Source organism: Cupriavidus sp. C1SS-2L (assembly GCF_057073735.1).
The window spans coordinates 2,953,120-2,976,921 of sequence record NZ_CP172708.1; the positions used below are offsets into that span (position 1 = coordinate 2,953,120).

19 protein-coding genes are annotated in these 23,802 nt (G+C 67.5%); 13 read left to right on the forward strand and 6 right to left on the reverse strand.

Translation table 11 applies throughout. The features are described 5' to 3' along the window. Positions 1–12: 12 nt before the first annotated feature. Complete coding sequence (locus tag ACIGJG_RS13680; RefSeq protein WP_140953336.1) at positions 13–471, reverse strand: (2Fe-2S)-binding protein; 459 nt, start codon at positions 469–471, stop codon at positions 13–15. 209 nt (positions 472–680) lie between these two features. Here ACIGJG_RS13680 and ACIGJG_RS13685 point away from each other — a divergent pair, with 209 nt between their 5' ends. Beyond that, entirely contained in the window at positions 681–1,787 is a 1,107-nt protein-coding gene (locus ACIGJG_RS13685) for an acyltransferase family protein (RefSeq protein ID WP_245001884.1), read from the forward strand. A 4-nt stretch (positions 1,788–1,791) separates the two neighbouring features. Here the strand turns inward: ACIGJG_RS13685 and ACIGJG_RS13690 are convergent, their stop codons facing one another. Together ACIGJG_RS13690 and ACIGJG_RS13695 are read right to left on the reverse strand one after the other, a co-directional pair. Beyond that, the gene (locus ACIGJG_RS13690) at positions 1,792–2,676 is read right to left on the reverse strand and encodes a c-type cytochrome (RefSeq protein ID WP_011298812.1); all 885 of its coding nucleotides are present in this window, start codon (positions 2,674–2,676) and stop codon (positions 1,792–1,794) included. A 118-nt stretch (positions 2,677–2,794) separates the two neighbouring features. Then, positions 2,795–3,202 carry a nuclear transport factor 2 family protein gene (locus ACIGJG_RS13695; RefSeq protein WP_011298813.1) on the reverse strand — a complete coding sequence of 136 codons (408 nt, stop codon included), beginning with the start codon at positions 3,200–3,202 and terminating at the stop codon, positions 2,795–2,797. Between the two features lie 306 nt (positions 3,203–3,508). Between ACIGJG_RS13695 and ACIGJG_RS13700 the strand changes: the two genes are divergently transcribed. The 5 genes from ACIGJG_RS13700 to ACIGJG_RS13720 all read left to right on the forward strand — a co-directional run bounded on the left by ACIGJG_RS13700 (position 3,509) and on the right by ACIGJG_RS13720 (position 13,070). After that, the gene (locus ACIGJG_RS13700; protein ID WP_011298814.1) at positions 3,509–6,898 is read left to right on the forward strand and encodes a diguanylate cyclase; all 3,390 of its coding nucleotides are present in this window, start codon (positions 3,509–3,511) and stop codon (positions 6,896–6,898) included. 438 nt (positions 6,899–7,336) lie between these two features. Next, positions 7,337–8,647 (forward strand): dicarboxylate/amino acid:cation symporter, encoded by a 1,311-nt coding sequence (locus ACIGJG_RS13705; RefSeq protein ID WP_483672439.1) that lies wholly within the window; start codon positions 7,337–7,339, stop codon positions 8,645–8,647. A 156-nt stretch (positions 8,648–8,803) separates the two neighbouring features. Further along, on the forward strand, positions 8,804–10,720 hold the full coding sequence (locus tag ACIGJG_RS13710) for a sensor histidine kinase (protein WP_140953333.1): 1,917 nt from the start codon (positions 8,804–8,806) through the stop codon (positions 10,718–10,720). Beyond that, the gene (locus tag ACIGJG_RS13715) at positions 10,710–12,029 is read left to right on the forward strand and encodes a sigma-54-dependent transcriptional regulator (protein ID WP_011298817.1); all 1,320 of its coding nucleotides are present in this window, start codon (positions 10,710–10,712) and stop codon (positions 12,027–12,029) included. The genes ACIGJG_RS13710 and ACIGJG_RS13715 overlap by 11 nt, the downstream gene beginning before the upstream one ends. Positions 12,030–12,470: 441 nt before the next feature. After that, positions 12,471–13,070 (forward strand): helix-turn-helix domain-containing protein, encoded by a 600-nt coding sequence (locus ACIGJG_RS13720; RefSeq protein ID WP_041680037.1) that lies wholly within the window; start codon positions 12,471–12,473, stop codon positions 13,068–13,070. 36 nt (positions 13,071–13,106) lie between these two features. On the opposite strand, the gene ACIGJG_RS13725 is transcribed toward ACIGJG_RS13720, so the two are convergent. Both ACIGJG_RS13725 and ACIGJG_RS13730 read right to left on the reverse strand, forming a co-directional pair. Continuing rightward, entirely contained in the window at positions 13,107–14,186 is a 1,080-nt protein-coding gene (locus ACIGJG_RS13725) for an ornithine cyclodeaminase (RefSeq protein WP_483672440.1), read from the reverse strand. Between the two features lie 22 nt (positions 14,187–14,208). Next, positions 14,209–15,099: a dimethylarginine dimethylaminohydrolase family protein gene (locus tag ACIGJG_RS13730; RefSeq protein WP_220631006.1), complete on the reverse strand. Its 891-nt coding sequence runs from the start codon at positions 15,097–15,099 to the stop codon at positions 14,209–14,211. A 163-nt stretch (positions 15,100–15,262) separates the two neighbouring features. Between ACIGJG_RS13730 and ACIGJG_RS13735 the strand changes: the two genes are divergently transcribed. Beyond that, positions 15,263–15,685, forward strand: a complete 423-nt coding sequence (locus ACIGJG_RS13735; protein WP_011298821.1) for an Lrp/AsnC family transcriptional regulator — start codon at positions 15,263–15,265, stop codon at positions 15,683–15,685. A gap of 15 nt (positions 15,686–15,700) precedes the next feature. On the opposite strand, the gene ACIGJG_RS13740 is transcribed toward ACIGJG_RS13735, so the two are convergent. Beyond that, complete coding sequence (locus ACIGJG_RS13740; protein ID WP_220631007.1) at positions 15,701–17,455, reverse strand: chloride channel protein; 1,755 nt, start codon at positions 17,453–17,455, stop codon at positions 15,701–15,703. A 137-nt stretch (positions 17,456–17,592) separates the two neighbouring features. On the opposite strand from ACIGJG_RS13740, the gene ACIGJG_RS13745 reads away from it, so the two are divergent. The 6 genes from ACIGJG_RS13745 (at position 17,593) to ACIGJG_RS13770 (ending at position 23,796) form a co-directional block, all read left to right on the forward strand. Beyond that, on the forward strand, positions 17,593–18,732 hold the full coding sequence (locus ACIGJG_RS13745; RefSeq protein ID WP_011298823.1) for an HPP family protein: 1,140 nt from the start codon (positions 17,593–17,595) through the stop codon (positions 18,730–18,732). Between the two features lie 216 nt (positions 18,733–18,948). Next, the gene (locus ACIGJG_RS13750) at positions 18,949–20,115 is read left to right on the forward strand and encodes an AI-2E family transporter (protein WP_011298824.1); all 1,167 of its coding nucleotides are present in this window, start codon (positions 18,949–18,951) and stop codon (positions 20,113–20,115) included. A 7-nt stretch (positions 20,116–20,122) separates the two neighbouring features. Continuing rightward, positions 20,123–20,794, forward strand: a complete 672-nt coding sequence (locus tag ACIGJG_RS13755) for a paraquat-inducible protein A (protein ID WP_220631008.1) — start codon at positions 20,123–20,125, stop codon at positions 20,792–20,794. Then, on the forward strand, positions 20,791–21,549 hold the full coding sequence (locus tag ACIGJG_RS13760; protein WP_011298826.1) for a paraquat-inducible protein A: 759 nt from the start codon (positions 20,791–20,793) through the stop codon (positions 21,547–21,549). The genes ACIGJG_RS13755 and ACIGJG_RS13760 overlap by 4 nt, the downstream gene beginning before the upstream one ends. Continuing rightward, positions 21,536–23,176: a PqiB family protein gene (locus ACIGJG_RS13765; protein WP_011298827.1), complete on the forward strand. Its 1,641-nt coding sequence runs from the start codon at positions 21,536–21,538 to the stop codon at positions 23,174–23,176. Before ACIGJG_RS13760 ends, ACIGJG_RS13765 begins: the two co-directional genes overlap by 14 nt. Further along, a complete protein-coding gene (locus ACIGJG_RS13770; protein ID WP_140951114.1) occupies positions 23,173–23,796 on the forward strand; it encodes a PqiC family protein in 624 nt (207 codons plus the stop codon). Before ACIGJG_RS13765 ends, ACIGJG_RS13770 begins: the two co-directional genes overlap by 4 nt. Positions 23,797–23,802: the final 6 nt, after the last annotated feature.

A 23,802-nucleotide genomic window follows, 5' to 3' on the forward strand; every position in this document is an offset into this window, starting at 1 on the left:
AGGCACCTCCGCTCAGGCCAGCGCGCGGGCCGCGTCTTTGATCGCGGCCCGGATGCGTTGGTAGGTGCCGCAGCGGCACAGGTTTCCGGCCATGGCCTGGTCGATGTCGGCGTCGGTGGGTTTCGGCTTGTTCCGCAGCAGGCCCACGGCACTCATGACCTGCCCGTTCTGGCAGTAGCCGCACTGGGCCACGTCATGCTTGATCCATGCATCGAGTACAGCGCGCCCGACTTTGTCGCCGCTCACGCCTTCGATCGTAGTAATGCGCGCGCCGGCCGCGGCCGAGATCGGCGTCACGCAGCTGCGCGTGGCCTGGCCGTTGATATGGACCGTGCAGGCGCCGCACGCGGCCATGCCGCAGCCGAATTTGGTCCCGGTCAGGTCAAGGTTGTCGCGCAGGGCCCACAGTAGCGGCGTGGACGGATCCGCGTCGACTTCCTGGGCCTTGCCGTTGATATTGAGGGTTGTCATGGGGAGGACACTCCTTGGGTACATTGCCCGATGTTCTTGTTCACACGCCACAGAAGCGGACAATAGCCTGCCGCCGCGGACAAATGAGCATAGTGCAATTCCGGTCACCTTGCCGGATGCCGGCGCGGGGCGCGCTCCATGCACGAACTTTGTGCAATGGGACGCGGTCAGTCTGAAGATCAGGGCTCCGGCCCGCTGCCGCAGCAACAGTGACAACGACTATTCCAGATTCCCGCGAGCGCGCCGTCGCTACGCTCGACAGCATCCAGGCTCTGCGCGGCCTGGCTGCCGCGTACGTGGTGCTCTACCACTCCGGTCTGACGCTGGGCACAGCGCAGACGCCCGTGCTCGGCTGGATCACCGCGAACATCATCAAGCGCGGCCATGTGGGCGTTGACGTGTTCTTCGTCATCAGCGGCTTCATCATCGCGTGGGTCGCGGTGCTGGCGCGCCCGCAGCCCGAGACGCCGGTCAGCTTCGTGATCCGGCGCTGCTGCCGGCTGGCGCCGCCGTACTGGACCATGTCGGCCATCCATGCGCTGTTGCTGAACCCGGTCACCCCGGCGGTATTCGCGGCCTCGCTCGCGTTCGTTCCCACCAGCACCGCGCATGCGCCGTACTACGGCTATCCGGCGTTGTATGTGGGCTGGTCGCTTAACTACGAGATGGCGTTCTATGGGGCGTTCGCGCTGGGACTGTGGCTGGCGGGCCGGCGCGCGCTATGGGTGGTGCTGGCGCTGTTCGCCGTCTTCACGCTGGCGCTGCCATGGTGGCGCTTCGGCGCGCCGGTCGCCGATCCCGCGCAGGGCTACCCGTTCACGTGGCCGTGGATGGCGATGGCAAGCAACCCGCTCGTGCTGGAGTTCGTGCTTGGCTGCCTGCTCGCGTGGGCGTATGCGGCCTGGCGCCATCGGCTGTCTCGCCGCGTGGCGTGGGCCATGCTGACCGTCGGCACCGGCTGGTTCCTGGCATCACTCCCGCTGGTCGGCCCCGATTTCAGCCTGGCCGGCCGTGGGCTGCCTGCCGCCGCCTTGCTTGCAGGCGCCGTCGCGGCCGAACACACGGGCCTGCTGCGCGTGCCGCGAGCGCTGGTGTGGCTCGGCGAGCTGTCCTACGCGCTGTACCTGGTCCATCCGACAGTGATCGAAGGCATCAAGCGATTGATGCCGGAACTCGCGCCCGACCAGTACGGGTTGCAGCTTGCGCGCTTCGCCATCGACGCGGCGCTGGCACTATTGCTCGCGATGCTGCTGCACCGCTGGGTCGAGCTGCCCGGCATCGCCGCCGGCCGGCGCTGGGCGCGCCGGCAAGGCTGAGCATTCAGCTGCGCAGGCTGGCCAGGTACAGGTACAGCGCGGTCAGGTCGGTGTCGTTCATGCGGCCAAAGGAATCGAACGGCATCACGGTACTGATGGCCGATCCGTCGGGCCGCTTGCCGCTGCGCATCATGGCGATAAAGGCGGCGGCCTTGTCGTAGCGCGCCATCGCGCCGCCGGAAACGGGACGCAGGTCGGCCGCGGGCGGCCAGTCGGGCGGCGCGCCGGGGATCTTGCCGCCACGCAGGTCCGCGCGGTGGCAGCCGAGGCAGGCATTGGCCACGTAACCGCCGTACTGAGCGGTCACCGACGGCACGACTGCCGGCGACGGCGGCAGCTTGTGGTCGATCTTGGACGCCGCATCGCGGATGAAGCCGGCGCCGTACATGGCTCGCACGAACCACGGCATGCGGATTTCGGCGGGCGCGCCGAGACCCGGCGGCAGGCTGCGCAGATACGCCACCAGTGCGGCCAGGTCTTCGTCGCTGAGCCGGTTGTAGTCCTCGCTGGGCATGACCAGCAGCGGCCGGCCGGAAGGCGACACGCCGTGGCGGATGCTGCGGACCCAGTCGATCGGCTGGTAGTGCGCAATCTCCGGGTTGCCGCGCGTCAGGTCTGGCGCACGGACCTGCAGACCACCGGGATCGTCAAAGACCTGTTTCCCGCCAGCCGCGGCGCCGTGACACTCCATGCAGCCGCGCGATTCGAACAGATACTTGCCGTGGGCGATGCTGGCCGCGTCTTCACGGTAGGCCACCGGCGCCACCCTGACGTCGATGGTGCGGCCGGCCTTCTGATCGCCGATCAGGAAGGCGCCATAGACGACCCCGGCCGCGGCCACGACCGCCCCGGCCAGCGACCAGGCCGCCATACGCAGATAACGAGCCATGCTGCCTTCCCCCGTGCGGAGATCGCGCCGCCCATGCGGCGCAGACGTCTCCGATTCCAGCCGGCCGGCACCGCCGTGTCTGTGGGGAAAGGCACACTTGAACGGGGCGACGCGCGGGTCAGCCCAACCCTTGCGGCGCGCGATCGATAAAGCCGGTCATGCTCTGCAGCCGGCCGTCGGCGCCGACCGTGGCGAAATCCGTGCCGACCACCAGTGCGGCGTCGCCGTCCGGGCCCAGCTCCCAGGTAAAGCGCAGATGCGGGCCGTGCGCGTCCACGGGCGTGACGCGTCGGAAGCGGAACCCCGGAAAGCGCGACTGCACGCCGGCGATCATGGCGTCGATGCCGGCATGGCCGTCGCCGCGCATGAGCGGGTCGACATAGGTTGCCGATTCGGTCCAGGCCAGCGCGATCAGCTCGCGCCGGCGCGCGGCATCGGTCTCGTTCCAGGCGGCCAGGTAGCGGTCGGCCAGCGTGCTCGGGTCGTTGGCACGGGCGACGTGGGCGGCGGGGGTCGTTGCGGACATTGCATACTCCTAAAGTGGGGCAGGTTAAGACCGGGACGGAAACGATGGCGGGCTGCCATGGATGCATAATGGCCGCGCCCCGGCGGCGGTGCGATTACCCGTGAGGTCATCGCCGCGACGACCTTGGGGCCCATGCCAGACTTCGCGCCATACCAAAAAAAACCTGCCAGCACCAGTGGCAACAGGCACGGTACCTGCCTGCTGTCCCGGCGCTGCCGCCCGACCCTGAACCGATACAGTGGCGCTACGCTGGGCCACGGTCCGCCCTCACGACGTTGAACCTCCGCACTGCCTGCTGAACCGTCCATGACGCCCCATCCGGTCGATACGGCCGCTCCCTCCATTGGCGCCCCGCTGCGCCGCTGGCTGCCCATGCTGATCTGCGGCATCGGCTACTTCGCGCTGGCCGCGCTCGGTATCTGGCTGGCGCGCCTGCCCGGCAGCGTGGCCACGCTGTGGTTGCCCAACGCGTTCTGCCTGGGCCTGGTGCTGTACCGGCCGCGCGCGGAAGCGCCGTGGCTGCTGGCCAGCATGGTCGGCGGCAACCTGGCGGCCAACGGCCTGTTCGTCGACGGGCCGGGCACCGCCGTGCTACTGGCCGGCGCGAACCTGTTCGAAGTCGCCTGTTCCGCGCGGCTGCTGCGCTTTGTCGCCGCCCATGCCGGCGCGGAGCGGCTGGCTCCGCTCGGCAATTTCGCGCTCACGCTTGGCGTAGCCGGCGTGCTTGGGCCCGCGCTGGGCGCCACGGCCGGCGCGGCGGGGCTGACGTGGCTGGGCGACACGCGCTTTGCCAGTATCTGGTGGGCCTGGTGGCAGGCGGGCGCGCTGGGCATGGTGGTGGTGTTGCCGCTGGCGCTGACCATCACCAGCGCGCGCGTGCGCGCGACGTTTTCGCGCTCCATGCTGATGCCCCAGGCGGGCCTGCTGGCGCTGTGCCTGGCCATTGGCGTATTTGCGCTGTGGCAGGGCCATGACCCGTTCGTCGCCATGTCACTGCCGCTGGTGCTGGCAGCCATGTTCGCCAACCCGTTCGGCACCGCCCTGCTGACGTTGATGGCCACACTGACCATGGAGCTGGCCGCGGTGGCGGCGCACCTGCAGCAGTCGGTACCGCTGTCGGCGGCGCTGATCATGGTGTTCCCGGTCTGCATTGCCTACCTGGCCGAGCAGAACCGCGCCGGCCGCGCCAATCTGCACAGCAGCGACCAGCGCTTCCGCCTGGCCATGGAGCATTCCGCCATCGGCATGGCGCTGACGGGTCTGGACGGCCGCTGGCAGACCGTGAACCGCTCGCTGTCCGAACTGCTCGGCTACAGCGCGGCCGAACTGCGCCAGCAGCGCTTCCAGGACATCACGCATCCCGACGATCTCGATGCCGACCTGGGCCAGATGCAGCGGCTGCTGGCTGGCGAGATCGAGTCGTACCGCCTGGAAAAGCGCTTCCTGCACCAGGACGGCGAGTACCGCTGGGCACTACTGGCCGTGTCGCTGGTGCGCGACCAGCAAAGCGGGCACCCGCTGCATTTCATCGCGCAGATCGAGGACATCCACACGCGCAAGCTCGCGCAGCAGCAATTCGAGCAGCTCTCGCGCCGCACGCAGCTCGCGGTGGAGGCCGGCGGCGTCGGCATCTGGGAATGGGACTTCACCAGTTCCGGCATCACCTGGGATGCGCGCATGCATGCGCTGCACGGCACCGACGCCGCGAACGGCGCGCCGGTGATCGCGCAGTGGATTGCCATGCTCCACCCCGAAGACGTGGGCCGCGTGAATGGCGAGATGCGCCGCGCGATCCGCGGCGACAAGCCATTCGACACCGAATACCGCGTGGTGCGGCCCGATGGCCAGGTCCGGCACGTGCGCGCCCTGGCCAATGTCACGCGCAGCGGCGACGGCACCGCGCTGGCGCTGGTGGGCACCAACTGGGACATCACCGAGCAACGCCGCCTGACCGAGGCGCTGTTCGAGGAGAAGGAGCGGCTGCACATCACGCTGCAGTCGATCGGCGACGCGGTGATCTGCACGGACGCCGGCATGCGCGTGACCTTCATGAACCCAATCGCCGAACAGCTCACAGGCTGGACCATGGCGAGCGCGAGCGGGCTGCCGCTGGAACGCGTGTTCCGCATCGTCGATGAAGTCACGGGGCTGCCCATCCCGAGTCCGGTCGAAGCGTGCCTGCAGACGCTCACGCCGGCCTACCTGCAGGAAGGCGCGGTGCTGCAGAGCCTGACCGGCGAGCGCCACGACGTGCAGGACTCCGCCGCGCCGGTGCTCACCGCCACCGGCACTGTGCTGGGTGCGGTGCTGGTGTTCCAGGACATCACCACAGCGCGCGCGATGCAGCGCGAGCTCGCCCATTCGGCCATGCACGACGCGCTCACCGGCCTGCCCAACCGCACGTGGTTCGAAAAGCGGCTGCGCGAAGCTTGCGACGCGGCGCGCACGCAGGGCCATCACGGCGCGCTGTGCTTCATCGACCTGGACCGCTTCAAGATCGTCAACGATACGGCCGGGCACGGCGCCGGTGACATCCTGCTGCGCGAGCTGGGCTACCTGATCCGCAACCACGTGCGCCCCGACGACCTGCTCGCGCGCCTCGGCGGCGACGAATTCGGGCTGCTGCTCAAGGACTGTACCGTCGACCAGGCCGAAACCATCGGCCACGGTGTCATCGACGCCATCCGCAGCCGGCGCTTTCCATGGGACGGCCGCGTGTACGACGTGGGCGCGAGCATCGGCATTGCCGCGATCGACCAGGACGTGCCGCCAGTCGGCGAACTGATGAGCCGCGCCGACGTGGCCTGCTATGCCGCCAAGGCTGCGGGCCGCAGCCGGGTATCGGTGTATCGCCGCGACGAGAGCGATGCGCGCCGCCACCACCGCGAACTCGAGATTGCCGCGGGCATCCACACTGCGCTGGAAGGCAACCACTTCCGCCTGTTCGCGCAGGAAATCCGCGCCCTGCAGCACCATTGCGGCGACCCGCGCGACGAACGCCATGTCGAGATCCTCGTGCGCATGGTCGACGAACACGGCGAGATGGTCATGCCCGGCGCCTTCATCCCGGCCGCGGAGCGCTATGACCTGATGGGCCATGTGGACCGCTGGGTGATCCGGAACGTGCTGCGCGAATACGGCGAGCGGCTGTGCGCGGTGCCGGGCCTGTCGGTTTCGATCAACCTGTCGGCCAACTCGCTGGGCGAGCCCTTCCTGCTGCCCTTCCTGCATGCCGAACTCGAACACTCCGCGTTGCCCGCGAACCGCATCCGGCTCGAAATCACGGAAACCGCGCTGATCAACAACATGGCTGCGGCCAATCGCGTGGTCACGGAAATGCGGCGCGCGGGCTGTACCGTCGCGCTGGACGACTTCGGCTCGGGACTGTCGTCGTTTGCCTATCTCAAGCAGTTCCCGGTGGACTACCTCAAGATCGACGGCAGCTTTATCCGCAATCTTGCCGACAACATAGTCGACCGCGAGATCGTCAGTTCCATCAACGACATCGGCCACCGGCTCGGCGTCAAGACCGTGGCCGAATGGGTCGAAGACGAGCGCACGCTGAACGCGCTGCGCGCGATCGGCGTTGATTACGCGCAGGGGTATGCCATCGGCCGCCCCGTGCCGCTCGATGCCTACCTGGCCGAGTGCGAAATGGTCAGCACCCACGGATCCTCCGTCGCGCCTGGCGTCTGACCCGACCGCCCAGTCGTTCGGAAACCCGAACGACTGGCAAGGACAACCGTCCGGACGCCCGAACGCCGGCGTCGGAATCACATTTTTTCTCCTTTGTTTTCATAGGCTTAGCGAGCCCTTTCAGGCATGCGGTCCTGGCACGCCTTGTGCGATGTAAGCGCCGCCGACAGGGCCAACAGGAAGGCCGGCGCCCGCTCAGGACGCGCCAGCCAAGCCAAAAACCAAGGAGGAGACATATGACGGAACCCGCCCATCGATGTGCCCGCGCCGCCCCGGCGCGAATGCGGCGCCTGTTGCCCCGCTAACGTCCCCGGCGTCCGCCGGCGCGACAGCCGCCTCACCGGCGGCATGGCGTTCCGGCCGAGCCGATCTCGCAATACAGCCGTCCGGCTTCTTCCCGTCTTGCGGAAGAAGCCGGACGCACGGCCTGACCCCACGATGAAACTGAACCGACTACCCACTCTGATCTTCATTGCGATGCTGCTTGGCGTGCTGGTCGGCACCGCCGCGCACAATCTGTCGCCGGACGCTGCCACCGCCAAATCGATCGCGGACCATCTGTCCATCCTCACCGACGTGTTCCTGCGGATGATCAAGATGATCATCGGGCCGCTGGTGTTCGCCACGCTGGTCGCCGGCATCGCCAGCATGGGCGACGGCCGCGCCGTCGGCCGCATCGGCATGAAGGCCATGGCCTGGTTTATCGGCGCGTCGATCACGTCGCTGCTGCTGGGCCTGGTGATGGCCAACCTGCTGACGCCCGGCCAGGGCATGAACCTGCCGCTGCCGGCCGCCGACGCCGCCTCCAGCGTGAAAACCGCGTCGCTGAACCTGCGCGATTTCATCGCGCACATGTTCCCCAAGAGCATCGCGGAGGCCATGGCCACCAACGAGATCCTGCAGATCGTGGTGTTCTCGCTGTTCTTCGGCTTTGCCCTGGGCACCATCAAGGACGGCGTGGGCAAGCCCGTACTGGACGCCATTGAAGGCCTCGGCAAGGTGATGCTGAAAGTCACCAATTACGTGATGGCGTTCGCCCCGGTGGGCGTGTTCGGCGCGATCTCGGCCGTCATCACCGCGCAGGGTCTGGGCGTGCTGGTGGTCTATGCCAAGCTGCTGGGGAGCCTGTACCTGGCGCTGGCGTTGCTGTGGGCGGCGCTGATCGCCGGCGGCTACTACTTCCTGGGCCGCGACGTGTTCCGCCTGCTCAAGATGGTGCGCGCGCCGCTGATGATCGGCTTCGCCACCGCCAGCAGCGAATCGGCCTACCCGAAGGTCATCGACCAGCTGACCCATTTCGGCGTCAAGGAACGCATCACCAACTTCGTGCTGCCGCTGGGCTACTCGTTCAACCTGGACGGCTCGATCATGTACACCTCCTTCGCGGCGCTGTTCGTCGCCCAGGTGTACGGCATCCATCTGTCGCTGACCCAGCAGATCACCATGCTGCTGGTGCTGCTGGTCACCAGCAAGGGCATCGCCGGCGTGCCGCGCGCCTCGCTGGTGGTGGTCGCGGCCGTGCTGCCGATGTTCGGCCTGCCTGAGGCCGGCATCCTGCTGGTGCTCGGCATCGACCACGTCCTGGACATGGGTCGCACCGTGACCAATGTGCTTGGCAATGCGATTGCCACGGCTGTCGTCGCCAAAAGCGAAGGCGCCATCGGCGCGCCCGTGCCGTCCGACGAGGATGAACCCGTCGCGGACAGCGCCCCTGCCCTGGCACCCGCCCAGGTGCTGGCGGGCAAGTAAGCCGCCCTGTTCCGACAGGGCACGCGCCGGAGCCCGGCTGCCGATCAGGCAGCCGGGCTTTTTTGTTTTGACGTCGCGCGGGTGTGGTAAAAGTAGGCGCCCGCTGGCCTCCCGCGGGCCGCACATCGTCAGCCTCACTGCCTTAGCCAGCACTTCATGACCGGCCAGCCTGACCCCTTTCGTGACCCTGCCGGCGACTCTGCCAGCCATCCCGGCCATCCCGTTCCCCGCCCCGCCGCCCTGCGCGGCGCCGCGCCGTTGCTCGCGCTGCTGGCGCTGGCGGCACTGGTCAGCCTGGCGGGATGGCTCGGCTACCGCTACAGCTTCGACACGGCGCTGGCGCGCCAGGCCGAGCGCGGGCAGGTGCAGCTGCGCCTGTACGCGCAGGCCCTCGAAAGCGAACTGGCGCACTACGACTACGTTCCCGGATTACTGACGCTGGACGATCGCATCGGCACGCTGCTGCGCCAGCCCGGCAATGCCGACGCCGTCGCGCGCGCCAATGATTACCTGTCGGCGCTCAACACGCGCGCCGGCACGCGCGTGGTCTATGTGCTCGACGCCCGCGGCAAGGTGCTGGCCACCAGCAACTGGCAGCGTCCGGACAGCTACCTCGGCGAGGACCTGAGCTTCCGCCCGTACTTCCGCGCCGCCATGGAAGGCCAGCTCGGCCGCTTCTACGGCGTGGGCACCACGCGCAGCGAGTCGGGCTATTACCTGTCCGCTCCGCTCGGCGAGCGTGACAACCCCGACGGCGTGGCGGTGGTCAAGATCGGGCTGGAGCCGCTGGAGAACCGCTGGCAAGGCGCCGACAGCCAGATGCTGCTGGCCGACGAGAACGGCGTGGTGATTCTGGCTTCGGACCCATCGTGGAAGCTCGCGGCATTGCGCCCGCTGTCGCCCGAGGCACGCGCTCGGTTCGCTCGCGACCTGCAATACAACCGCGCGCCATTGCCCCAGCTGCCGCTGCAGGACTTCCGCGTGCTCGGCAACGGCAGCGACCGCCTGGTGCGGCTGCGCCAGGGTCCGGCGATGCTCGCGCAGCAGTCCGCGCTGCCCGGAACCGACTGGCACCTCACGCTGCTGTCCAACACGTCGGGCGCGCGCGTGGTAGCGCTGAACAGCGCCGCGCTGGCCGGCGTGCTGACGGCCTTCGTGCTGCTGCTTGGCGCCGCGTGGAATGTGCGCCGGCGCATCATTGGCGAACGGCTTGCCGCACGCGCGGCGCTCGAAGCCGCCAACAGCGAACTCGAACGCAAGGTGGCTGAGCGCACCGGCGACCTGTCGGCCACCAACCAGCGCCTGCAGGCCGAGATAGCCGAGCGCATCCGCACCGAAGCCGTGCTGCGCCAGGCTCAGGACGGCCTGCTGCAAGCGGGCAAGCTCGCAGCGGTCGGGCAGATGTCGACCGGCATCGCTCACGAGCTCAATCAGCCGCTGGCGGCGCTGCGCACGATCTCGGGCAATACCGGCAAGTTCCTGGAACGCGGCGACTACGAGACGGTCCGCGCCAACCTCGGCACGATCATCGGCCTGGTCGAGCGTATGGGCCGCATCACCGGCGCGCTCAAGTCCTTTGCGCGCAAGCCCGGCAACGGCCTGCGCCAGGCGGACATCGCCCAGGCCGTGGATAACGCACTGTTCCTGCTCAACACGCGTATCGAAGACGTGCAGCCGCAGCTGCAGCGCGAGATCGAACCCGGGCTGGTGGTGGCATGCGACGCGAACCGGCTGGAACAGGTGCTGGTCAACCTGGTCGGCAATGCGCTCGATGCCGTCGCGGGGCGCGCGCAGCCAATGGTGTCGCTGCACGCCCATGTCAGCGGCAGCATGGCGCACCTGACCGTGCGCGACAACGGCGCAGGCCTGTCCGAGGACGCGTTCTCCCAGCTGTTCGAGCCGTTCTTCACGACCAAGCCGGCCGGCGAAGGCCTTGGCCTGGGTCTGACCCTGTCGGCAGGCATCCTCAACGAGAACGGTGGCAGCCTGTCCGCGTCCAATCACCCCGACGGCGGCGCGTGCTTCACGCTGGTCCTGCCCTTGGTCCGCCAGGAAATCCCACATGCCGGCTGAACTGACTGTACTGATCGTCGAAGACGACGCCGACGTGCGTCTGGGCTGCGAGCAGGCACTGCGGCTCGAAGGCATCGCCACGCAAGGCGTGGCAAGTGCCGAGGCGGCCCTGCGCGAGATCACGCCGGGCTGGCCCGGCATCGTAGTCAGCGACATCCGCCTGCCGGGCATCGATGGCATGGCCTTGCAGGCGGAACTGCGCGGGCGGGATCCGTCGCTCCCGGTGATCATGATCACCGGCCACGGCGATGTGAGCCTGGCCGTGCAGGCCATGAAGCAAGGCGCCTACGATTTCCTCGAAAAGCCGTTCTCGCCCGAGCAGCTCGTCGACACCACGCGCCGCGCGCTCGAGCAGCGCCGTCTGACGCTTGAAGTCGAGGAACTGCGCGAGCGCCTGGCCGGCCGCGACAAGCTCGCGGCGCAGCTGATCGGCCGCTCGCCGGCGATCGAACGCCTGCGCCGGCTGATTGCCGATCTGGCCGACACGGCCGCCAACGTGCTGATCCATGGCGAGACCGGTACCGGCAAGGAACTGGTCGCACGCTGCCTGCACGATGCCAGCCGGCGCCATGCGCGCAATTTCGTCGCCATCAACTGCGGCGGCCTCCCCGAACAGCTGTTCGAGAGCGAGATCTTCGGCCATGAGGCGGGCTCATTCACCGGCGCCGCGCGCCGCCGCATCGGCAAGGTCGAGCACGCCGAAGGCGGCACGCTGTTCCTCGACGAAATCGAGAGCATGCCGATGCCGCTGCAGATCAAGCTGCTGCGGGTCCTGCAGGAACGCGTGGTGGAACGCCTGGGGTCGAACGAACCCGTGCCCGTGGACACGCGGGTGGTCGCGGCCACCAAGGCCGACCTCCGCGCGTTGTCCGACGCAGGGCAGTTCCGCTCGGACCTTTATTACCGCCTCAACGTCATCACGCTGGAACTGCCGGCGCTGCGCGACCGGCGCGAAGACGTGCCGCTGCTGTTCGAGCATTTCGTGGCGCAGGCCGCGCTGCGCTTCGGGCGCGACGCCGTGCCGGCCACGCCAGCCGAACTGGCCACGCTGGTCGCCTACCCCTGGCCCGGCAACGTGCGGGAACTGCGCAACCTGGCCGAACGCCACGTGCTCGGTCTCGGCTGCGATCCGGGCCACGGCACCTCAGCGCCGGAAGCGCTGCCGCTCGCGCAGGCAGTCGAGCAGTTCGAGCGCGCGCTGATCGCCGACGCGCTGCGCCGGCACGACGGCAACCTCAGCCGCGCCAGCGAGGCGCTGGGCGTGGCCAAGACTACGCTGTTCGACAAGACCCGCAAGTACGGCCTGTAGCCGGCACCCGCTCCACACCGGGGGAACTGCTTGCGATGGCGGAGGTCTGCTGTGCAAGCACGGCCCACGATTTTGGTCGAGAGCCGCGAATTGCAAGAATGTGTGTCAAAGAACAAAAATGCCACTCGATTATTGTTCCAGGCCAGTGAAATTCTGCTCTTTCCGGCATATTATTGGGTTCCGGCATTGCCAGCGCGGACCGGCAAGAGCGCAAAGCCAACACGGTCCCGCAGGTGCTAGTGCAACGGCACGTTCGACCGCATACGCACCGGCATGGCAAACCGGCCAGCAACGAACAACCATAGCAGCAGGAGCTGCAGTCCGGCCAGGGAGCGGGCCGGCCAAAAGGGTCAGTCAACCAGGGGGAGGCGGCGACAGGCCGTGCGGCGCAGGTTTCCCGCGCAGCGCGTGACTGTCACCGGGATGATTACGGGTGAGTGGATGAAACTGGATCCGGAACTGGCTGAAAAGCCGTACTACAGCACGCGTACAGCTGCAAAACTGCTCAATGTATCGTTGGGCACCGTACAGAAGATGGTCGAGCGCGGAGAGCTCGGTGCCTGGAAGACCAATGGCGGCCACCGCCGCATCCACAAGGAAACCGTGCACCGGCTGCTCGCGACCCGCGTCGGCCATGAAGCTCCCGCAAATGGCAACGCGCTGGACCTCGTGGTGTTCCATCCCAATCACCAGGAAGCGCAGCGTATCCATGGCCAGCTCGGCAAATGGGGACTGCCACTGCGCACGGCGGTGGTTGATGACCTGCTCGACACCGTCATCGCCTCGGTCAGCGCGCATCCGCGCGTGGTGCTCTACTACGTCGACGAACTGAACGACGCCGAGTCCGCCACCATCGAGAAGCTGCAGAACTTCTTCTCGAGCCTGCACGTGATCTTTGCCGTCATCACCAACCGCCAGGCTTATGACGGCGTGGCCGATGCACTGCAGCACTGGGGCATCATGGTGTTTCTGAAGACGCCGTCGCTTGAGGAGGTCAAGGGTTTCCTGCGCGCGCAACTCATGATGGGCCGGGCCGGTTGAACACGGCCCGTTCCTGTTGCATAGCCGGCAGCGCGGTCAGGCCAGCGCCGCTTCGTGCGATGCCGTCGCGTGCGGCGCCTGCTGCGCTTCCATCATCCAGCCAAACAGGTTGCGCGGATCCGGCGGCATCGCTACCAGTTCCACATGCCGGCCGGCATGGCGAGCCCGCGCCGCGGCGTACAGCCAGCGCAGCGCCGAATAATCTTCTAGCGCAAACCCGACGGAATCGAAAATCGTCACCTCGTCCGCGGCCGCGCGCCCGGGTATCCGGCCTGACAGCACCTGCCAGAGCTCGGTGACCGGCGTATCGGATCCGAGCTGCTGGATCTCGCCTTCGAGCCGCGTCTGCGGTTCGTATTCCACCACGATGCGTGCCTTGCGCAGGATGTCCGGATGCAGCTCGGTTTTGCCCGGACAGTCGCCGCCCACGGCGTTCAGGTGCACGCCCGGCCGCACCATGTCCGGTGTCAGGATGGTCGCGCGCGTCTTGTCGGCGGTCACGGTCGAGACGATGTCCGCACCGGCCAGCGCGGCGTGCACGGTCTCCACCGCGACGATGGACAAGTCCGGCACGCCCGCAAGGTTGCGCGCGAGCCGTGCCGTGGCTTCGGGGTCGATGTCGTAGGCGCGGACTTCGCGCACGCCAAGCAGGGCGTGGAACGCCAGCGCCTGGAACTCTGCCTGCGCGCCGTTGCCGATCAGCGCCATCACCGCACTGTCGGGCCGCGCCATGGCGCGCGCCGCGAGCGCGGAGGTAGCCGCCGTGCGCAGCGCCGTGGCCAGCGTCAGGTCCGTCAGCATCAGCGGGAAACCGGTCTCGACCTCAGCCAGCATGCCGCAGGCCATCACCGTAGGCATCGAGACGCGCGCGTTACGCGGATGGCCGTTGACGTACTTGAACGCGTACTGCACGCCGTCGGTCACCGGCATCAGCTCGATCACGCCGACTGGCGAATGGCTGGCCAGCCGGGCCGATTTCTCGAACTGTTCCCAGCGCAGGAAATCCTGCCGCACGTGGTCGGCCAGTTGCATGATGGCAACGGGAACCCCGATGGCGCCGACCAGTCGGGCAACGTCGGTGGCATCAAGGAAGCGCGTCATGGCGGTGTCTTTCATGGTGGACTCCTGTAGCGGCCGATCATGCTGCGGCGCGAGCAGTCGGGGCCCTGGTCGAGGCGCCGCTGCTGCGGTCCAGTCGCAAGGTCATGCAATAGGCGCCGCCGCCGGACAGCATGAACGGCGACAGGTCGACTTCGCGCAACTGGTAGCCGCGTCCGCCCAGCTCCGCGCGCAGGTGCGGCGTGGTGCGCGTCATGACGACCTGGTCATGCAGGTTGACGGCGTTCACGCTGAAGTGGCGCAGGTCGTCCTCGGTCGCCTCGATCCGCAGGCTCGCCGGCACGCGCGCGCGCAGTTCGCGCAGCGCAGCTTCGCTGAAGGCCGGCGGGTAGTACAGCACCTCGCCACCGGATAGCGGGCAGAAGCACACATCAAGGTGGTAGCTCTGCTCGGTGGCCAGTTCCAGCGCCACGACTTCGCGGCCAAAGTGCGCGGACATGGCGTCGGCGGCTTCGCGCGAGGAACGCGGGCCGAAGCCGGCCCAGAAGTGTCCGCGGCTCGCGTCCCAGATGCAGTCGCCCGCGCCTTCCTGGTAGCACCCGTCGGGCAGCTGCATGACTTCATCGACCTTTCCGCGCTGGCGCAGGCTTTCAAAAATGCTCGCGAACGGCGCTTCTTCGCCGCGCCGCTGCGGATAACGGAAACGCGCGAGCACGGCGCGGCCATCGAGCACCACGGCGGCATTGGCGGGGAAGACCATGTCGGGCACGCCGGGAAAGCCCGGCGCGAGTTCCACCGTGAAGCCGGCCTGCTGCAAGGCTTCGTGCAGGGCGTCGAAGGCACGGCTTGCATTGCGGTGCATGCCGCGCGGATCGCGCGCCCAAGCTTGCGGATCCATCCACGGATTGATGCTGTAGGACACGTCGTAGAACGTGGGTTCGACAAGCAGGATGGTAGGGGTGGTGATCACGGCGGCTCCTTTGGGTCGTCGGCAGCGGGTTGCGGCGGGGGTGTTGTTCGGTGGGTCGATTGCATTTTCGTGCGGCCCGGTGTTAACTAATAGCCAGCAACTTGCGCAGAATGCTGAGGCGAATGTACAAATCGCCAGCCATCGCAATCAAAACGCCAACCCAATGGATGCCATCGACCAACAACTGCTGTCCCTGCTTCGCGACAACGCGCGCACGCCGGTCACGGCGCTCGCGCAGGCGCTGCGCGTGTCGCGCGCGACCGTGCAGAACCGCATCGACAAGTTGGAGAAGGAAGGACTGATCGTCGGCTATACGGTGCGGCTGCGGCCGGAAGCCGAGCCGCACCGCATCCGCGCATGGATGACGGTGGCGGTGGAAGGCAACAAGGCCCGCGCCGTGCTGCAGGCCTTGCGCGGCGAACCGAATGTGCAGGCGCTGCACACCACCAACGGCCGCTGGGACATCATTGCGGAACTGCGCGCCGACACGCTCGAAGCGTTCGACCGCACGCTGGACCGGATCCGGCTGATCGACGGGATCAGCGCCACCGAGACCAGCATCCTGCTGTCGACTTACAAGCTGTAGCGGTTGCGAAGACGCTTAGCTTGCGAGTTGTTGTTGCGAGCCGCGCAGGCGCTCCCGCCGGAATTCCTCGTGGAAGACCTGGCCGCTCGGCTGCAGCAGGTCGCGCAGCGAGACTATGCCGACCAGCCGCATGGTGTCGAGGCTCTCCACCACCGGCAGCCGCGCCACGCTCGACGCGGCCATGCTGCCTGCGGCCGCGCGCGCAGTCTGCGCCGGCACCAGGACTTGCGCTTGCGCCACGAGCAGGTCGCGGCAGCGCAGGTTAGCCGGCGCCGAGCCGGCCGCGGCGCCACGCACCGTGGCACGATCCAGCATGCCGAGCACGCGGTCGCCCGATACCACGGGGTAGGCGCGGTGCGCGGCGTGTTCACCGAAGTAGCGCGCGGTCGCCTCGGACACGCCGAGGTCGGCGTCGATCGTGATGACATCGCGCGTCATCAGCTCCGCCACATGGGCACGTTCGAGCGGATCGACGCTATATTCGCGATAGATATGCAGGCCGCGCCGCGCGATCTTCTCCGTCATGATCGAACGCTTCATAGTCAGCACCGAGAAGCCGTACGCCACCGCGGTGGTCAGCAGCAGCGGCAGCAGCGCCTCGGTATTGTGCGTGAGCCCGAACGCGAACACGATGGCCGTGAGCGGCGCGCCGAGCACGCTGCCAAGCACGCCGGCCATGCAGACCAGCGCCCACAGTTGCGGCGAGCCGCCTGGCAGCCATGGGGCCAGCACGGTGCCAAGCCCCGCGCCGAGCATCAGCAGCGGCGCGAGCACGCCGCCCGACGTGCCGGAACCGAGCGCTGCGATCCAGATCAGCGCCTTCACCACCAGCAAGGCCACCGCGACACTGATCGCGAGATGATTGTTCAGCAGGTCGCCGATCACGTCATAGCCAACGCCAAGCGCGCGCGGCTCGAAATAGCCGCCGATGCCAACCAGCAGGCCGCCGATGGCAGGCCACCACATCCAGTGCAGCGGCAACCGCGAGAAGGCGTCTTCCGTGCGGTACAGCGCAAGCGTCAGCGCAGCGCCCAGCGCACCGCACAACAGCCCTGCCACCACGCACGAGCCGAGCGCTACGGGGCCGGCCGGCGCCGTTTGCAACGGGAACAGCGGACCCGCTTCAAAGAAGAACGGCCGCAGGAAACCCGCCACCGCGCAGGCCAGCGCTACCGGCAGCAGGCTGCGCGGGCGCAGTTCGAACAGCAAAAGCTCGATGGCGAGCAGCACGGCTGCCACGGGTGTGCCGAAGATCGCCGTCATACCCGCGCAAGCGCCCGCCACCAGCAGCGACTTGCGCTCGCCAGCGGTCAGATGCAGGTACTGCGCGAGCAATGACGCCAGCGAACCGCCGGTCATGATAATCGGGCCTTCCGCGCCGAACGGCCCGCCGCTGCCGATTACGATGCCGGACGACAGCGGCTTGAGCACGGCCACGCGTGGCGACATCTTGCTCTTCCCGAACAGCACAGCTTCGATGGCTTCGGGAATGCCGTGGCCGCGGATCTTGTCGCTACCATAGCGGGCCATCAGCCCGACGATCAATCCGCCCAGCACGGGCACGACGATGACCCACGCGCCGAGCGTGTGGTGCGCCGGCGAACGTTCCGCGAGCGACAGCGTCTGGTAGAAGAACAGGTTGGTGAAGAAGCGGATCAGCTTCAGCAGCACGTCAGCGGCCAGCGTGCTGACGACGCCAATCAGCAACGCGATGCCGCACAGCAGCAACAGGCGCTGGCTGACGGCATAGTCGCTCTTTTCAGTATGCATGGGGACTCCTTGGATTCTTGTGCGATGCGGCAAGAATCAGCGCGGAACGTCCGTACGACAATGACTCTGCCAGAGGCCGCCAAATATATCACTCCGTGATATATTACGCCGACCATTCCAACGCGCCCCGCTCCAGAATGCCAACCGCCCCCGCCGTCGCTGCGCTCGCACATAGCACTCGTGCCTGGCTGCGCACTTTCGTACCGCTGCCTGTTTCCGCTAACCGCACCGAGCGCATCAAGAGTTGCCTCGGCGCGCTGCTAGGCCTCTTTCTCACCGAATGGATCAGTCACCAGACGCTGGGCGGCTTCAATCCCTGGTTTGTCGCGCCGATGGGCGCCTCGGCCGTGCTGCTGTTCGCGGTGCCTTCGAGTCCGCTTGCCCAGCCATGGTCGATCATCGGCGGCAATTTATTTGCAGCGCTGGTCGGCGTAGCGTGCGCACGCTGGATTCCGGATCAGGGGCTCGCGGCGGCCACGGCCGTCGCAGTCGCCATCGCCGTGATGTTCCAGTTCCGCTGCGTGCACCCGCCCAGCGGTGCCGTGGCGATCACTGCGGTGTTTGGGGGGCCCGCAGTCAGCGCACTCGGCTTCGGTTTCGTCGCGGTGCCGGTGCTGTTCAATTCGATGCTGCTGTTACTGATGGCACTGGCCTTCAACAACCTGTCGCAGCGGCGCTATCCGCATCGCCCACCCGAGCCGCCGGTACAGCACCATACTGCCGATGCCCCGCCTGGACAGCGCGTCGGCTTCACGCGCGCGGACCTGCATGACGCATTGCAGGCCCGCGGCGAATTCCTCGACATCGAAGAAGACGATCTCGAAGCGATCCTAGTGGCCGCCCAACTTCGCGCGTACCGGCGCCATTTCGGCAATGTGCTGGTTTCGGAAATCATGTCGCGCGACGTCGTGACGGTGAACCCGAGCCAGCCGGCATCGGAGGCTTCGCACCTGCTCACGCGGCACCGCATCAAGGCGCTTCCGGTGGTCGACGAACATCGCAAGCTGCTGGGCATCATCACCCAGAGCGACTTCTTCGCCGCGCAGCGCGACACGGGGGCGCGGCGCCTGGCCGGCACCGTGCGCGACCTGATGACGCGCGCCGTGGTCACCGCGCGCGCCGACCAGCCCATGGTCGAACTGGCCCAGGCCTTCAGCGACGGCGGCCTGCACCATGCGCCAGTCATCGACGACCACCACCGCGTGGTCGGCATGGTGACGCAGTCGGACCTGGTGGCTGCGCTGCTCAAGGACGGCGTGATGAGCGCCACGGCCTGATTTCCTTCGGCCTCCTCCCGGGCGTCGCATATCGGGCGCCTGCTACGCCCCTCGAACGCTGGCGCATGTCACATACCTGTGGCACTGTGGACTCATCCCCGGCTACGCGTTCACAGGTGCCTGCACAGCCACCTGAATCCCCCTCCTGCCGTCGCTGGGACTGACGTAAGCTATATTTACGCCGTTTCCGTCACTCCGGCGGAATTGGGAGATGTCATGAGTTCCGGCCAACTGATTGAAAAGATCGCCGCCGTGTTCGCACTGGTCGTGCTGATCGGCGGCTCATTGCTGGTGCTGGCGCCGTTCACCACGGCGCTGCTGTGGGGCGCGATCCTGGCATTCAGCTCGTGGTATCCCTACACCGTGCTGGCCCGCTGGCTTGGCAACCGGCGCAGCCTGGCCGCGCTGATCTGCGTGGTGCTGGCCGCCGTGATCGTGCTTGGGCCCTTCGTTTATGCCGGCGCGAGCTTTTCGGCACATATCGACCAGCTTTCCGCGCTGGTTGACCGCTACATCGACCAAGGCATTCCGCAGCTTCCGGACTGGCTCAGCAGCCTGCCCTATGTGGGCGGCTACCTGCAGACATCGTGGGAGCGGCTGATCCACGCCGATTCCGAAATGGTGGCCAATGTGCGCAAGCTGATCGCGCCGGTCGGACATGCGTTGCTCGGCGCTGGCCTGTCGGTCGGGGCCGGGCTGGGCCAGCTCGCACTGTCGATCATCCTGGCGTTCTTTTTCTATACCGGCGGCGAATACGCAATCGACTGGCTGCGCGCGGGCATGCGTCGTATTGCAGGCGAGCGTGCCGATCACCTCCTCGCGCTCGCCGGAAGTACGGTCAAGGGCGTGGTCTATGGCGTACTCGGCACGGCGTTCATCCAGGCCGTGCTGCAAGGCATCGGCCTGTGGATTGCCGGGGTGCCCGCCGCTGCCATCCTCGGTTTCGTCACGTTCTTCCTGTCCGTCATTCCCGTCGGCCCGCCGCTGGTGTGGCTGCCTGCCGCGCTGTGGCTGTACCACGGCGGCGAAACTGGCTGGGCGATCTTCCTGGTGGTATGGGGCGTGGCCGTAGTCGGCATGGCGGATAACGTCGTCAAGCCGCTGCTGATCAGCAAAGGCACGGGCATGCCGCTCATCTGGATCATGATGGGCGTGCTCGGCGGAGCACTGGCCTTTGGCTTCCTCGGCGTATTTATCGGCCCAACCCTGCTGGCGGTGGCCTATGCGCTGCTGCGCGACTGGACCATCGGCTCGCAGGTCGAAGCCGCACGGGCTGCTCAGGCCGCAGCAGCGGGGATCGCCGCGCCAGCGGACGGCCCCGCTCCCGCGCTCGTCGACAACCCCGATGCCCCGGCCGTCACGCCGGGCAAGCCCTCACGCTGAGCGGCCCATGAACGATGGTGATTCTGGCACGCCACTGGACACGCGCGCACTCCATAACCTGATCGCCTGCGAATACTGCGACGCCGTGTACCAGCGCGCCGAACTTGCCCGCGGCGAGCGCGCGCTGTGCCTGCGCTGCGGCGGCCAGCTTTACCGCGAAAGCGCACGCGCGTACCGGCGCCTGCTGCCCCTGGTCGTCACCGCACTGATCCTGTTCCTGATTTCCAACGCGTTTCCGATCGTCGAGATGGATCTCAAGGGCGTGCGCACGCAGACCACGCTGTGGGGCGCCGTGCAGGCGCTGTATGCCGACCACATGGCGCTGGTGGCGGCACTGGTATTCGCCACCACCATCCTGTTCCCGCTCTCGGAGATGCTGATGATGGCCTACCTGCTGGTACCGATGGCAGGCCACCGCATGCCGGTGGGCTTTGACCGCATCGTGCGCGGCATTTGCCAGACCCGCCCGTGGGGCATGATCGAAGTGTTCATGATCGGCGTGCTGGTCACGCTGGTGAAGCTGTCAAGCATGGCGCAGGTGCTGCCGGGCATCGCGCTGTGGTCGTTCGGGGCGCTGGTGGTGGTGCTGGCGGCCATGCTGTCATTCGACCCGCGCGACCTCTGGCATTACCTGGAATCGCCGGAAGACGCCGAGGCCACGGACGGAGCGCGCCGATGAGCGACAAGCCGCCAGCGCGCCGTCCGCGCCCCGGAATCGCCGGCGCGCGCGAACAGCTCGAACGCTCGCGCAAGCTCGCCGCCAGCGTGGTGCAGGAAATTACCGACGACGACGAGCGCACGCCGCTGCCGCAGGTACCCACTGCCTCGCGCCTGGGTCTCGTCTCGTGCCACGCATGCGACCTGGTCAGCCCGCGCTCGCTCGAGGGCGAGCCGTGCCCGCGCTGCGGCGCCACGCTGCACCACCGCAAGCCGGACAGCCTGGCGCGCACCTGGGCGTTCCTGCTGTCGGCCTACATCCTGTACATCCCCGCCAACCTGCTGCCCGTGATGGTCACGCAGTCCATCCTGGGCACGCAGCAGGACACTATCCTGTCGGGCGTGATCTACCTGTGGCTGTCGGGCTCCCGCCTGCTCGCGGGCATCGTGCTGATCGCGAGCATCATCGTGCCGCTGCTGAAGATGGCGATCCTGACGCTGCTGCTGGTGTCCGTGCACATGCGCTCCACCTGGCGTATCCGGCAGCAGACCAAACTGTATGGCCTGGTCGAGGTGATCGGCCGCTGGTCCATGCTCGACATATTCGTGGTGGCACTGCTGGCCTCGCTGGTGCGGGCCGGGGCGCTGGCCACCATCATTCCCGGCGGCGGCGCGATGGCCTTTGCGTCGGTCGTGGTGCTGACCATGCTCGCGTCGCTGAGCTTCGACCCACGCCTGCTGTGGGACTCGCTGGAACAACAAGATGCCCGAGACTGAAAACCTTCCGCCCACACCACCGGGACAGCCGGGCCTGCCGCAACCCGAACGCCGCCGGCGGGCGCGCTGGCTGCCGTCGCTGGTCTGGCTGATCCCGATCGTCGCGGCCGTGGTCGGCATTTCGCTGCTGGTCCACACCCTGACCTCGCGCGGGCCCGAGATCACCGTGACCTTCCGCTCGGCCGAGGGGCTCACGCCAGGCAAGACCGCGGTGCGCTACAAGGACGTGGATATCGGGCTGGTGAAATCGGTGCGGCTTGCGTCCGACCGCTCGCACGTGCTGGCCAACATCGACCTGACCAAGGATGCCGAGAACTTCGCCGTGGCTGACACGCGCTTCTGGGTCGTGCGTCCGCGCTTCGCCGCCAGCGGCGTATCCGGGCTGGAAACGCTGCTGTCGGGCGCCTACATCGGCGTAGACGCGGGCAAGTCCACCGAAAGCCGGCGCGAATTCAAGGGCCTGGAGGCGCCGCCGGTGGTGACGTCGGACTCGTCCGGCAAGCAGTTCGTGCTGCGCGCCTCGGACCTGGGCTCGCTAGATATCGGCTCACCGGTCTATTACCGGCGCGTGCAGGTCGGCCAAGTGGTAGCGTTCCAGCTCGACCCGAACGGGCGCGACATCACGCTGCGCGTGTTCGTCAACAAACCCTATGACCGGCTTGTGAATGCCGATACGCGCTTCTGGCATGCGAGCGGCGTCGATCTCAAGCTCGATGCGTCGGGCCTCAAACTGTCGACGCAGTCGCTCGTGACCGTGCTGCTGGGCGGCGTCGCCTTCCAGGCGCCCGAAGGCACCAGTGCGACGGATGGCGCCGCCGAGAACACGCAGTTCCTGCTCGCGGCCGACCAGGCCGAGGCCATGAAGGAACCCGAGGAACTGGCCCCGACGCTGGCTGTGCTCAACTTCGACCAGTCCGTGCGCGGGCTTTCGCCGGGCGCGCCGGTGGATTTCCGAGGTGTGATCGTGGGCCAGGTGCGATCCATCGGCATTGAATTCCAGCGCGACAAGAAGGCGTTCCGCATGCCGGTGGTGGTGGAGCTGTACCCGTCGCGCATGGGCTTCCGCGAACGCGACGTCCAGGACACCAACCGCCGCCACGAGATCATCGCGGGCCTGCTCAAGCGTGGCATGCGCGCGCAGCTTCGTACCGGCAACCTGCTGACGGGCCAGCTGTATGTGGCGCTCGACTTCTTCCCGAAGGCGCCGCCGGCCAATGTCGACCTGAATGCACCGATCCCCGAGTTCGCCACCACGCCGGGCACGTTCGATCAGTTGCAGGCGCAGGTCGGCGACATCGTCAACCGCATCGACAAGGTGCCGTTCGACCAGATCGGGCAGGATTTGCGCAAGTCCGTGGCCGCGCTCAACACCACGCTCGCGAGTGCCGACGAACTCGTGAAGCAGCTTAATGGCGATGTCGCGCCACAGGTGCTGGCCGCGCTGCAGGACGCGCGCAAGACGCTGTCCACTGCCAACGGCACGCTGTCGTCCGAGGCGCCGCTGCAGCAGGACGCGCGCCGCATGGTGCAGGAATTGACCCGCACGGCGACATCGTTGCGCAACCTGACCGACTATCTCGAACGCCATCCCGAAGCGCTGCTGCGCGGCAAGCCGGAGAAGGAATGATGAATCGCATCCACGCCTCGCGCGCATGCGCGCTGTCCATGCTGTTCGCCGCCACGGTGCTGGCTGGCTGCGCTTCGCCGGAACCGCGCTATTACACGCTCGCGCAGGGGCCGGCCGCCGATGCAAGCGCCGTCACCCCTGCCGTGCCGGCTAGCGATCCACTCTGGATCGAGGTCGCGCCAGTGCGCGTGCCCGAACGGCTGAACCGGCCGCAACTCGTGGTGCGCGACCCGCGTAACGGCAATGAGTCAGGCCTGCGGTTGCTGGACCTGTCGCGCTGGTCGTCGCCGCTTCCCGATGAGATGCGCGACGCACTGTCGCAGCGCTTGCAGGCCAGCCTTGGTGCGGTGGATACATACCAGCAAGGGCTGGCCGATGTAGCGCCCGTCTACCGCATCACGACGGAAGTGGTCCGGCTCGATGCCGACATCGGGCAGCGCGCCGGTGCGACGATCAACTGGACGGTGCGGCGGTTGCCGGATGGGAAGGTGGTGAGCGGGCGCACGCAGTCGGACCTGCCGGCGCCCGGCGAGGTCGATGCGGTGGTCGCGGCGTATCGCGAGATTCTGTCGGGGACGGCCGGGGATATTGCGGCCGGGGTCAGGTCGTTGGGGCGGTGAGGCCCG

Bases quoted from the DNA above. Each gene is read 5' to 3' on its own strand.
- ACIGJG_RS13680 (WP_140953336.1), bottom strand. From the start codon at position 471: ATGACAACCCTCAATATCAACGGCAAGGCCCAGGAAGTCGACGCGGAT.
- ACIGJG_RS13690 (WP_011298812.1), bottom strand. From the start codon at position 2,676: ATGGCTCGTTATCTGCGTATGGCGGCCTGGTCGCTGGCCGGGGCGGTC.
- ACIGJG_RS13695 (WP_011298813.1), bottom strand. From the start codon at position 3,202: ATGTCCGCAACGACCCCCGCCGCCCACGTCGCCCGTGCCAACGACCCG.
- ACIGJG_RS13700 (WP_011298814.1), top strand. From the start codon at position 3,509: ATGACGCCCCATCCGGTCGATACGGCCGCTCCCTCCATTGGCGCCCCG.
- ACIGJG_RS13705 (WP_483672439.1), top strand. From the start codon at position 7,337: ATGAAACTGAACCGACTACCCACTCTGATCTTCATTGCGATGCTGCTT.
- ACIGJG_RS13710 (WP_140953333.1), top strand. From the start codon at position 8,804: ATGACCGGCCAGCCTGACCCCTTTCGTGACCCTGCCGGCGACTCTGCC.
- ACIGJG_RS13715 (WP_011298817.1), top strand. From the start codon at position 10,710: ATGCCGGCTGAACTGACTGTACTGATCGTCGAAGACGACGCCGACGTG.
- ACIGJG_RS13720 (WP_041680037.1), top strand. From the start codon at position 12,471: ATGAAACTGGATCCGGAACTGGCTGAAAAGCCGTACTACAGCACGCGT.
- ACIGJG_RS13725 (WP_483672440.1), bottom strand. From the start codon at position 14,186: ATGAAAGACACCGCCATGACGCGCTTCCTTGATGCCACCGACGTTGCC.
- ACIGJG_RS13735 (WP_011298821.1), top strand. From the start codon at position 15,263: ATGGATGCCATCGACCAACAACTGCTGTCCCTGCTTCGCGACAACGCG.
- ACIGJG_RS13740 (WP_220631007.1), bottom strand. From the start codon at position 17,455: ATGCATACTGAAAAGAGCGACTATGCCGTCAGCCAGCGCCTGTTGCTG.
- ACIGJG_RS13745 (WP_011298823.1), top strand. From the start codon at position 17,593: ATGCCAACCGCCCCCGCCGTCGCTGCGCTCGCACATAGCACTCGTGCC.
- ACIGJG_RS13750 (WP_011298824.1), top strand. From the start codon at position 18,949: ATGAGTTCCGGCCAACTGATTGAAAAGATCGCCGCCGTGTTCGCACTG.
- ACIGJG_RS13755 (WP_220631008.1), top strand. From the start codon at position 20,123: ATGAACGATGGTGATTCTGGCACGCCACTGGACACGCGCGCACTCCAT.
- ACIGJG_RS13760 (WP_011298826.1), top strand. From the start codon at position 20,791: ATGAGCGACAAGCCGCCAGCGCGCCGTCCGCGCCCCGGAATCGCCGGC.
- ACIGJG_RS13765 (WP_011298827.1), top strand. From the start codon at position 21,536: ATGCCCGAGACTGAAAACCTTCCGCCCACACCACCGGGACAGCCGGGC.
- ACIGJG_RS13770 (WP_140951114.1), top strand. From the start codon at position 23,173: ATGATGAATCGCATCCACGCCTCGCGCGCATGCGCGCTGTCCATGCTG.